This is a genomic window from Xanthomonas sp. WHRI 1810A (assembly GCF_040202885.1).
Lineage (GTDB): Bacteria > Pseudomonadota > Gammaproteobacteria > Pseudomonadales > Pseudomonadaceae > Aquipseudomonas.
In genome coordinates, this window is sequence record NZ_JBEGED010000036.1 from 1 (window position 1) to 10,599 (window position 10,599).

A 10,599-nucleotide genomic window follows, 5' to 3' on the forward strand; every position below is an offset into this window, starting at 1 on the left:
CCCTGATGAAAAATCAGGAAGAGTACGTTACGAAACGGGCATAAAAGAAGTTGTTCCCAACCATAGAATCTCCCACGCCTGCGGCAGAAGCGGACCTGCGTGCTTCTGATTCTGGCCGCAGGCCGTGGGAGCGTGGCTTGTCCCGCGATGGGGCGCGCAGCGGCCCTGATTGCAGGCGACCGAGGTATGTCAGGCCTAATGCGCTGGCGGATTGACGATCTGTAGGAGCGCGCTTGCCCGCGATTGCAGCGGTGCAGGCGCTGGAGATTCGCTGGCTCTACCTGCCTCTTCGCGGGCAAGCGCGCTCCTACATCAGTTTCGGGTTCTGCGGGAGACTTACTGCCGCGTCGAAGTTCATGCACATAAAAAAACGCTGCACAACTGTGCAGCGTTTTTATAGTTCGGTTCAACAGCCCGCCGTTTGGCCGACCGCTATTAACCATTCTGACGACCATAACCCTGGGTGGTGTAATCCAGGCTGTGGCTGACGCCGGCGCTGTCGAGATAAACCATTTGCGTTTTAACCAGGCCGTCTACATTTTGCGGATCCTGGGCGGTCTTGGTGCTGACCACTTTCGCGATATCAAGACCTTTGTGCTGGTTGTATTTCTGAGTCTGGGTCATGGGTTGCGCGGCGGAGGCGCTGCTGACGTTGTCGTCGGCCATGGCGAACACGCTGACCATCGAAAGTGCGGCAAAGACTAAAGCTTTCATGTTAGTTCTCCAGAAGTTTGATTGATGCGTAAGGGAGCAAATCGTTGTCTGGTTTGCTTCTGGAACTGATTCTCTACCTCGATCGGAAATATGGAAAACAGTGCAACATGATAGTAGTCATCACCGTAACTGATACTAAGACTTATTATATTAATTACAGTAATAGACTCTTGCAGCGCCGATAGAAGTAACAGGCCGCGCATCTTCTTCATGCACCACACATACCCTGATGTATCCGCAGAGAACTACTGCCGGGTGCCGATCAGATCACCGGAGAGTCTTCACCCGGCTCGACGCCGATGGTGTGATGGCGCATGTCCTTGGCGTGGTAGACCGTCAACGCGTCGGCCTCGGCTTCGGTGATCGGCACCTGTTGACCGCCGATGTTCGCCTCTGACATGTGCGTCTTGTCGTTGGTGGAGATCACCACATCGGTGACCGCACTGCGGTAGGGGGTGCCGTTGACCACGGCGGTGCAGTGTTTGTGGGTGCTGTCGAATTCCAGTGGCATGGCCGTTCTCCTTGAAGGCTGTATCGCGTGTGACTGCGCCGCAAGGCCAAATGTTCTCCGCGCGCCGACCGCAGGTTGACCTCACGTTCGGGCGGGTTTCGCACTCTGGCCGCCGCTCGCTGTCCACCCCAGACGATCGTGCAGAGAAGGGAAGGACATGAACGCTTGGTGGCAAGAAGTCGTCGATACGTTGCAAGCCGAGTTTTCTGACGTGGCCGACGCCTCGCAGCTCACGCGCATGACTGTTCGCCTGGTCATCGCCGCAGCGCTGGGGGGCATTCTCGGGTTTGAACGGGAACACAAAGGCAAGGCCGCCGGGGTGCGCACGCACATGCTGGTGGCGATGGGGGCGGCGCTCTTCGTGTTGGTGCCCAGCATGGCCGGTGCGGGAGACGCTGCCTTGAGCCGCGTGGTGCAGGGGGTGGTCGCCGGGATCGGGTTTCTGGGGGCCGGGACCATCCTCAAAGGCCAGGAGACTGACGTTCACAAGGTCAAAGGCCTGACCACAGCCGCCGGGTTGTGGATGACGGCCGCTATCGGCGTTGCAGCGGGGATGGGACGCGAAGCGACGGCGGTGCTGAGTACGGTGTTGGCGCTGGGCATCTTCAGCTTGATGCCGTGGATCGTGAACCGGTTTGATCCACCGTCATTGCGCAGTGACGGCAAGGATGAGCTCTGAAGGTCCCCGCGGACCCCTGTAGGAGCTGACGAGCCTAGCTCGAGCTCGTCAGCTCCAGGTTCATCGATTACTCCGGAAACCCATCCTGCGCAGACACCGGATCGAGCACCGCCGGGGGTTCCTTGGACGGCGGGTCGCCCATGGGCTGTTCAATCACCGGCGGCATGGTGTCCGGCGGGGGCTCGCTGGGCTTGGGCACCGGGAGTTCCGGATCGTCGATATTCGGATCTGGGGTTTCAGCAGGGATCGGGATGTTCATGGCGTCACCTTCCTGATGGATTGACGAGTGAATTCGAGCGTGGCTCAGGGGGTTCGACCGCGCGCCAGACGCAATGACTCAAGCCAATCGCCAACCGCGCTATGATCCGGACGGCCCGCGTCAAATAGCCGCGCCTGGCGTTCAAGCTCTTTGAACTTTTCCCCCCGCAGGGCTTCGGAACCTATGCGGCGACGTTGGACGACCTTGGCTCCGACGAGCGCGCCTTTCTTCTATATAAACGGATATATCTTTTTGAATGGACTCACACAAGGAGCGTCCCTGGGGGCGTGAGGAGTGATGCTCGATGAATGTGACTGCAGATCAGCCGTACGGCCCGGATTCCCTGGCCACCGATGTACCCCATCCCACCCGGCCGCTGCCGCTGACTCAAGCTTTGCAGCTTCCGCGCCTCGTTATTGAAGACACCACGCCGGTGATCGACGGCGGTCAGTTTGCCGCCAAGGCCATCGTCGGCCAGCCGGTTGCCGTGACCAGCAAGGTGTACGCCGACGGCCACGACAAAATGGCCGTGCGCGTCTGCTGGCGTGCCGCTGACGAAGAAGAGTGGCAGGCCGTGCACTTGCGCGAACTGGTCAACGACAGCTGGGTCGGTGAGTTCACCCCGGGCCGCATCGGGCGTTATGTCTTTCGCCTCGAAGCCTGGATCGATCAGTTCGCCAGCTACCGCTACGAACTGGAGAAAAAGTACGCCGCCGGTGTGCCCATCAGCCTGGAGCTGGAAGAAGGGCGCCTGCACCTGGTGCACGCCATCGAGCGCAGCACCGGTGAGGTCCGCTCGCAGATCGAAGCGTTGTTGCAGCAGTACACCGAAAGCCCCGATCAAGACGTGCAGGTCACGCTGCTGTTGAACGGCGAGACCGCGACCACCATGGCCCAGGCCGACAACCACGCCTACCTGAGCCGCAGTCTGGAATACCCGCTGGACGTCGAGCGTGAGCTGGCGCAGTTCGCCAGTTGGTACGAACTGTTCCCGCGCTCGATCACCGACGACAAGGCGCGTCACGGCACCTTTAAAGACGTGCACAGCCGTCTGCCGATGGTTCGCGACATGGGCTTCGACGTGCTGTATTTCCCGCCGATCCACCCGATCGGCCGCGCGCACCGCAAAGGCCCGAACAATTCGTTACAGGCCGGCCCCGATGACGTGGGCAGCCCGTACGCCATCGGCAGCGCCGACGGCGGTCACGACGCGATTCACCCGCAGTTGGGCACCCGTGAAGATTTCCGCAATTTGGTGGCTGCGGCCGCCGAGCATGGTCTGGAAATCGCCCTGGACTTCGCGATTCAGTGTTCCCAGGATCACCCATGGCTCACCGAGCACCCGGGCTGGTTCTCGTGGCGTCCGGACGGCACCATCCGCTATGCGGAAAACCCGCCGAAGAAGTATCAGGACATCGTCAACGTTGACTTCTACGCGCCGGATGCGATTCCGGGCCTGTGGCTGGAACTGCGCGACGTGGTGCTGGGCTGGGTGGAAGAGGGCGTGAAGATCTTCCGTGTCGACAACCCGCACACCAAGCCGCTGCCGTTCTGGCAGTGGATGATTGCCGATGTTCGCAGTCATCACCCGGACGTGATGTTCCTGGCTGAAGCCTTCACCAAGCCGGCGATGATGGCGCGCCTGGGCAAGGTCGGTTATTCCCAGAGCTACACCTATTTCACCTGGCGCAACACCAAGGCCGAGCTTACCGAATATTTGACCCAGCTTAATGAAGCGCCATGGCGCGATTGCTACCGTCCGAACTTCTTCGTCAACACGCCGGACATCAACCCGCCGTTCCTGCATGCGTCAGGGCGTCCGGGCTTCTTGATCCGCGCCGCACTGGCGACCATGGGTTCGGGTCTGTGGGGCATGTATTCGGGCTTCGAGCTGTGTGAATCGGCACCGGTGCCGGGCAAAGAGGAATACCTCGATTCGGAGAAGTACGAGATTCGTCCTCGCGACTACACCGCGCCCGGCAACATCATTGCCGAGATCGCCCAGCTCAACTGCATCCGCCGCCAGAACCCGGCGCTGCAGACGCACCTGGGCCTGAAGATCTACAACGCCTGGAACGACAACATTCTGTACTTCGGCAAGCGCAGCGCCGACGGCAGCAACTTCATTCTCGTGGCGGTGAGCCTGGATCCGGTCAATGTGCAAGAGGCCAGTTTCGAGTTGCCGCTGTGGGAGATGGGGCTGCCGGATGACGCAGTGACTTCTGGCGAGGATTTGATGACTGGCCACACCTGGAACTGGTACGGCAAGTACCAGTCCATGCGCATCGATCCGTCCTATCAGCCTTTCGGCATCTGGCGTATTCAAGTCGCCAACCAATAATTAAAAAGGGATGTCAACATGGCGAAAAAGCCTCGCAACGCCGCTTTCATCGACGATCCGCTGTGGTACAAGGACGCCGTGATTTACCAGGTACACGTCAAGTCTTACTTCGATTCGAACAACGATGGGATCGGCGATTTTCCGGGGCTGATCGCCAAGCTCGATTACATTGCCGAACTGGGTGTCAACACGATCTGGCTGCTGCCGTTCTACCCGTCGCCGCGCCGCGACGACGGGTACGACATCGCCGACTACCGGGGTGTGCACACCGACTACGGCACCATGGCCGATGCCAAGAAATTCATTTCCGAGGCGCACAAGCGCGGGTTGCGGGTGATCACCGAACTGGTCATCAACCATACCTCGGACCAGCACCCGTGGTTCCAGAAGGCCCGCGCCGCGAAGAAGGGCTCCAAGGCCCGGGACTTCTACGTGTGGTCCGACAGCGACCAGAAATACGACGGCACGCGGATCATCTTTCTCGACACCGAGAAGTCCAACTGGACCTGGGACCCAGTGGCCGGTCAGTACTTCTGGCACCGTTTTTATTCCCACCAGCCGGACCTGAACTTCGACAACCCGGCGGTGATGACTGCTGTGCTGGAAGTCATGCGCTACTGGCTGGACATGGGCATCGACGGCCTGCGTCTGGACGCGATTCCGTATCTGATCGAGCGCGACGGCACCAACAACGAAAACCTGCCGGAGACGCACAACGTCCTCAAGCAGATCCGTGCCGAAATCGATGCCAACTACCCCGACCGCATGCTGCTGGCCGAAGCCAACCAGTGGCCGGAAGACACGCAGATGTATTTCGGCGACAAGAAGGGCAAGGACGGCGACGAATGCCACATGGCGTTCCACTTCCCGCTGATGCCGCGCATGTACATGGCCGTGGCCCAGGAAGACCGTTTCCCGATCACCGACATCCTGCGCCAGACCCCGGAAATCCCGGAGAACTGCCAATGGGCGATTTTCCTGCGTAACCACGATGAACTGACGCTGGAAATGGTCACCGACCGTGAACGCGATTACCTCTGGAACTACTACGCCTCCGACAAGCGCGCCCGGATCAACCTCGGCATTCGCCGCCGTCTGGCGCCGTTGCTGGAGCGTGACCGTCGTCGGGTAGAGCTGCTTAACAGCATGCTGCTGTCCATGCCCGGCACGCCGACCCTGTACTACGGGGACGAAATCGGCATGGGCGACAACATCTATCTGGGCGACCGCGACGGCGTGCGCACGCCGATGCAGTGGTCCATCGACCGCAACGGCGGCTTCTCCCGTGCCGACCCGGCCAGCCTGGTGCTGCCGCCGATCATGGACCCGTTGTACGGCTACCAGTCGGTCAACGTCGAAACCCAGAACCGCGACCCGCATTCACTGCTTAACTGGACACGGCGGATGCTGTCGGTCCGCAAGCAGCAGAAAGCCTTTGGTCGTGGCAGCCTTAAAATGCTCTCGCCGAGCAACCGCCGGATCCTGGCGTACACCCGTGAATACACGGGGCCGGACGGCAAGACCGAAATCATCCTGTGCGTGGCCAACGTGTCGAGCGCTTCTCAGGCCGCAGAGCTTGAGCTGTCGAACTACGCAGGCACCGTGCCGGTCGAGATGCTTGGCGGCAGCGCCTTTCCACCTATTGGCCAGCTCAATTACCTGCTGACGTTGCCGCCGTATGGCTTCTACTGGTTCGTGCTGGCTGCGGAGAATCAAATGCCCAGCTGGCATGTAGAACCGGCACAGAGCCTGCCGGACTTCCCGACCCTGGTCCTCAAAAGTCGCCTCGAAGAGCTGCTCGACGAGCCGTTGCGCAGCACCATGCAGGAGCAGTCGCTGGCGGTGTACCTGCCCAAGCGCCGCTGGTTCGCGGGCAAGGGCACGGCCATCGACAGCGTCGACATTGCCTACGCCGTACGTTTCGGCGATGCGCAGCGTCCGGTGTTGCTCAGCGAGATTGAAGTCAAATCCGGTGGCGAGACCGTTCGTTACCAACTGCCGTTCGGCCTGTTGGCCGAGGACGACATCAGCAGCCCGTTGCCCCAGCAGTTGGCACTGGCCCGGGTGCGTCGCGGTCGTCAGGTGGGCTTCATCACCGACGCCTTCACGCTGGAGCCGTTCATCCGTGCCGTGATTCAGGGCATGCAGGACGAAACCGTGCTGCCGTGCAATGACGGCGAGTTGCGCTTCGAACAGACCGCGCAGCTGGCGCCCTTGGGCCTGAACAGCGAATCCGAGGTGCGTTACCTGTCCGCCGAGCAGTCCAACAGTTCGGTGGTGGTGGGCAAGGCGCTGGTGCTGAAGATGATCCGTCGCGTGGCCGCCGGTACGCACCCGGAGCTGGAAATGGGCGCGTACCTGACCAAGGCCGGCTATCAACACATCTCGCCGTTGCTGGGCGCGGTGGTACGGGTCGACCCACAAGGGCAGAGCAACCTGCTGATGATTGCCCAGGGTTACCTGAGCAACCAGGGCGACGCCTGGGAATGGACCCAGAACAACCTCGAGCGCGCGGTGCGGGACGAAATGACCCGCGGGCGTTCGGAACTGGAACAACACGCCAACGCCCTGCTGGAACTCAAGGACTTCGCCGCATTGCTCGGTCAGCGCCTGGGCGAGATGCACATGGTGTTGAGTGCCAAGACCGACAACGCCGACTTCAAGGCCGAGACCACCAGCGCCAAAGACAGTCTGGCGTCGGCCAAGAGCGTCAGCGCCCAGGTCGAGCGCGCGTTGCAGTTGCTTGAGCAACACCGCGACACCCTGGAAGCCGATGATCAGGCACTGGTCAGCGAATTGTTGAGCAAGCGCAAACAGCTGCTGACCCAGGTTCAGACCCTGGCCAAGCAGACGGTCGGTGGCCTGCGCATGCGGGTCCACGGTGACTTGCACCTGGGCCAGATGCTGGTGGTCAAGGGCGATGCCTACCTGATCGACTTCGAAGGCGAGCCTGCACGGCCGCTGGAAGAGCGTCGGGCCAAATACAGCCCGTTCAAAGACGTCAGCGGCGTGCTGCGTTCTTTCGACTACGCTGCGGCCATGGCGGTACGCAACGCACAAAGCGCGGACAACTCGCCGGAAGCGGCAACCGCCAGACGCCACGTTGCTGAAACTTACCTGACCCAGGCGCGGGAAGCGTTCATCGGCGGCTATCGCAGCGCCACGGTGAACATGGCCCACGACTGGAAAGATGCCAAGGGAGAGGGCGCCGCACTGGCCCTGTTCACGTTGGAGAAAGCTGCTTACGAGGTGGCCTATGAAGCTGAAAACCGCCCGACCTGGTTGTCCGTGCCGTTGCAAGGCTTGCGTGGGTTGCTGACATTGTCTGATGGAGAATGAACATGAGTGCGTCTGACCAATTCAGCCAAGGTAACCCATCGGTGTTGCCTGGAGCTGTCGACATGGACGCGTTGATCCGCGCCGAACACCGCGATCCGTTTTCCATGCTTGGCCCTCACAGCGACGGCGGGGACGGACAGATCATCCGCGCCTACCTGCCCAATGCGCTGGCCGTGCGCGTCCTGTCCCGTGACGGCCAGGAAGACTTGGGCGAACTGACCATGAGCGACAAGCCCGGTTTTTTCGCCGGGCATTTCCCCAAGGCGCAGCCGTATCTGCTGAAGATCAGCTGGGCCACCGGTGAGCAGATCACCGAAGACCCTTACAGCTTTGGTCTGCTGCTGGGCGAAATGGACCTGTACCTGTTCGCCGAGGGCAATCACCGCGACCTGAGCAGTGCGTTCGGCGCGCAGGTCGTCAACGTGGATGGCGTGGACGGTGTAAGGTTTTCGGTCTGGGCACCGAATGCCCGTCGCGTGTCGGTGGTGGGTAACTTCAACAGTTGGGACGGCCGTCGCCACCCGATGCGTCAGCGTCACCCGTCCGGCGTGTGGGAAATCTTCGTCCCGCGTCTGACGCCGGGTGAGGCCTACAAGTACGAAATTCTCGGTCAGCACGGCATTCTGCCGCTCAAGGCCGACCCCATGGCGTTGTGCACCACGCTGCCGCCGGACACGGCATCACGGGTGGCCACGCCGCTGCAGTTCGACTGGCAGGACAACGACTGGATGGGTAACCGCGCGGCCAAGCACGGCCTGGACGCGCCGCTGTCTATCTACGAGCTGCACGCCGGTTCCTGGCAATGGCATCACGGCGAAGAAGACGAGCCGGATCGCCCCTACAACTGGCATGAACTGGCTGACAAGCTGATTCCTTACATCAAGGAACTGGGCTTCACTCACATCGAACTGATGCCGATCATGGAACACCCGTTCGGCGGTTCGTGGGGTTATCAACTGCTGTCGCAGTTCGCGCCGTCTGCCCGTTACGGCTCACCCGACGACTTCGCGGCGTTCGTTAACGCCTGTCACCAGAACGACATCGGCGTGATCCTCGACTGGGTGCCGGCTCACTTCCCGACCGACACCCACGGTCTGGCGCAATTCGACGGCACTGCGCTGTACGAGTACGCCAACCCGCAGGAAGGTTTCCACCAGGATTGGGACACCCTGATCTACAACCTGGGCCGCACCGAAGTCCACGGTTTCATGCTGGCGTCCGGGCTGCACTGGTTGAAGCACTTCCACATCGACGGTCTGCGGGTGGATGCGGTGGCTTCGATGCTGTATCGCGACTATTCGCGTAAAGCGGGCGAGTGGGTGCCGAACCGTTACGGCGGCCGCGAGAACCTGGAAGCCATCGACTTCCTGCGCCACCTCAATGACGTTGTGGCACTGGAAGCGCCGGGTGCGCTGGTGATCGCCGAAGAATCCACGTCGTGGCCGGGTGTTTCGCAATCGACGCAACAGGGCGGCCTGGGCTTCGACTACAAGTGGAACATGGGCTGGATGCACGACACGCTGCACTACATGGAGCAGGACCCGGTTTACCGCCCGCACCATCACAGCGAGTTGAGTTTCGGCCTGGTGTACGCCTGGTCCGAGCGCTTCATCCTGCCGATCTCCCACGACGAAGTGGTGCACGGCAAGCATTCGCTGATTGACAAGATGCCGGGGGACCGCTGGCAGAAGTTTGCCAACCTGCGCGCCTATCTGGCGTTCATGTGGACGCACCCGGGCAAGAAACTGCTGTTCATGGGTTGTGAGTTTGGTCAGTGGCGTGAATGGAACCACGACACCGAGCTGGATTGGCATTTCCTGCAGTACGCCGATCACAAGGGCGTGCACACGCTGGTCAGTGACCTGAACCGACTGTATCGCTCGGAAAAAGCGCTGCACGATCAGGATTGTCAGCCCCAGGGTTTCCAATGGGTGATTGGCGATGATGCGACCAACAGCGTGTATGCGTACCTGCGCTGGAGCAAGGACGGCGAGCCGGTGCTGGTGGTCGCCAACCTGACGCCGGTGCCCCGTGAAGGCTATCGGATCGGTGTGCCGTTCAGCGGCAAGTGGACCGAGTTGCTCAACAGCGATGCGGGCGTCTACGCGGGCTCCGACGTAGGCAACGGCGGCGTTGTCAGCACCGAGGAGATCGCAAGCCACGGCCAGCCGGTCTCGCTGATGCTGAATCTGCCGCCGCTCGCGGTGCTGATCCTCAAACCACAGCCGGGCGCCATCGAGGAGTAACGTCCTCGCCGCACCCAGGCAGCCGCCACCAAAAACGCCCCCGCCAGTTGCCTGGCGGGGGCGTTTTGTTTTCTCCCTGATCGTGACCATTGATGCTGGCCGGAGTCCGCAGGCACGCCAAGAATGACGCTTCGCATAACCGAGACGCGGAGTGTCTGGCTTTTCGTTACCACGCGGAGCGTGGGAACGATCATTTGTGGCTTTTGATTCTGGCCGGAAACCGTGGGAGCGCAGCTTGCTCGCGATGGGCTGCGAAGCGGCCCTGAAGCCAGCCAACCGGGTTGCGCCTGACACACCGCGTGCTCAGGTTTTACTGCCGGTTCCCGGCAGATCGCAGACAAGTCAGCTCCCACGCCTTCGGCAGAAGCGGATCGCGGGACAAGCCAGGCGCCTACGGCTGGCGGCAGAAAGGGATCGTGGTGCGCTCGGGCTGTTGATTCTGGCCGGAGGCCGTGGGAGCGCAGCTTGCTCGCGATGGGCTGCGAAGCGGCCCTGAACCCAGTCAACCGG

Annotated in this window: 7 protein-coding genes; 4 read left to right on the forward strand and 3 right to left on the reverse strand. The window is 61.3% G+C overall.

Translation table 11 applies throughout. The features are described from left to right. Positions 1-435: 435 nt before the first annotated feature. Both ABQX22_RS26465 and ABQX22_RS26470 read right to left on the reverse strand, forming a co-directional pair. A complete protein-coding gene (locus ABQX22_RS26465; RefSeq protein ID WP_349802827.1) occupies positions 436-714 on the reverse strand; it encodes a DUF2790 domain-containing protein in 279 nt (92 codons plus the stop codon). 262 nt (positions 715-976) lie between these two features. After that, positions 977-1,225: a DUF3203 family protein gene (locus ABQX22_RS26470; RefSeq protein ID WP_349802828.1), complete on the reverse strand. Its 249-nt coding sequence runs from the start codon at positions 1,223-1,225 to the stop codon at positions 977-979. Between the two features lie 157 nt (positions 1,226-1,382). Here ABQX22_RS26470 and ABQX22_RS26475 point away from each other — a divergent pair, with 157 nt between their 5' ends. Further along, entirely contained in the window at positions 1,383-1,904 is a 522-nt protein-coding gene (locus ABQX22_RS26475; protein ID WP_349802829.1) for an MgtC/SapB family protein, read from the forward strand. Positions 1,905-1,971: 67 nt separating this feature from the next. Here ABQX22_RS26475 and ABQX22_RS26480 read toward each other — a convergent pair whose 3' ends face one another. Further along, complete coding sequence (locus ABQX22_RS26480; RefSeq protein ID WP_349802831.1) at positions 1,972-2,163, reverse strand: hypothetical protein; 192 nt, start codon at positions 2,161-2,163, stop codon at positions 1,972-1,974. A gap of 304 nt (positions 2,164-2,467) precedes the next feature. On the opposite strand from ABQX22_RS26480, the gene ABQX22_RS26485 reads away from it, so the two are divergent. The 3 genes from ABQX22_RS26485 to glgB all read left to right on the forward strand — a co-directional run bounded on the left by ABQX22_RS26485 (position 2,468) and on the right by glgB (position 10,089). Then, entirely contained in the window at positions 2,468-4,504 is a 2,037-nt protein-coding gene (locus ABQX22_RS26485) for an alpha-1,4-glucan--maltose-1-phosphate maltosyltransferase (protein WP_349802832.1), read from the forward strand. Positions 4,505-4,522: 18 nt separating this feature from the next. Beyond that, complete coding sequence (treS, locus tag ABQX22_RS26490; protein ID WP_349802833.1) at positions 4,523-7,843, forward strand: maltose alpha-D-glucosyltransferase; 3,321 nt, start codon at positions 4,523-4,525, stop codon at positions 7,841-7,843. A gap of 62 nt (positions 7,844-7,905) precedes the next feature. Continuing rightward, positions 7,906-10,089: a 1,4-alpha-glucan branching protein GlgB gene (gene glgB, locus ABQX22_RS26495; RefSeq protein WP_349802834.1), complete on the forward strand. Its 2,184-nt coding sequence runs from the start codon at positions 7,906-7,908 to the stop codon at positions 10,087-10,089. Positions 10,090-10,599 lie beyond the last annotated feature (510 nt).

Coding starts and splice junctions, on each gene's coding strand:
- treS (WP_349802833.1), top strand. CDS start 4,523: ATGGCGAAAAAGCCTCGCAACGCCGCTTTCATCGACGATCCGCTGTGG.
- ABQX22_RS26470 (WP_349802828.1), bottom strand. CDS start 1,225: ATGCCACTGGAATTCGACAGCACCCACAAACACTGCACCGCCGTGGTC.
- ABQX22_RS26465 (WP_349802827.1), bottom strand. CDS start 714: ATGAAAGCTTTAGTCTTTGCCGCACTTTCGATGGTCAGCGTGTTCGCC.
- glgB (WP_349802834.1), top strand. CDS start 7,906: ATGGACGCGTTGATCCGCGCCGAACACCGCGATCCGTTTTCCATGCTT.
- ABQX22_RS26480 (WP_349802831.1), bottom strand. CDS start 2,163: ATGAACATCCCGATCCCTGCTGAAACCCCAGATCCGAATATCGACGAT.
- ABQX22_RS26485 (WP_349802832.1), top strand. CDS start 2,468: ATGAATGTGACTGCAGATCAGCCGTACGGCCCGGATTCCCTGGCCACC.
- ABQX22_RS26475 (WP_349802829.1), top strand. CDS start 1,383: ATGAACGCTTGGTGGCAAGAAGTCGTCGATACGTTGCAAGCCGAGTTT.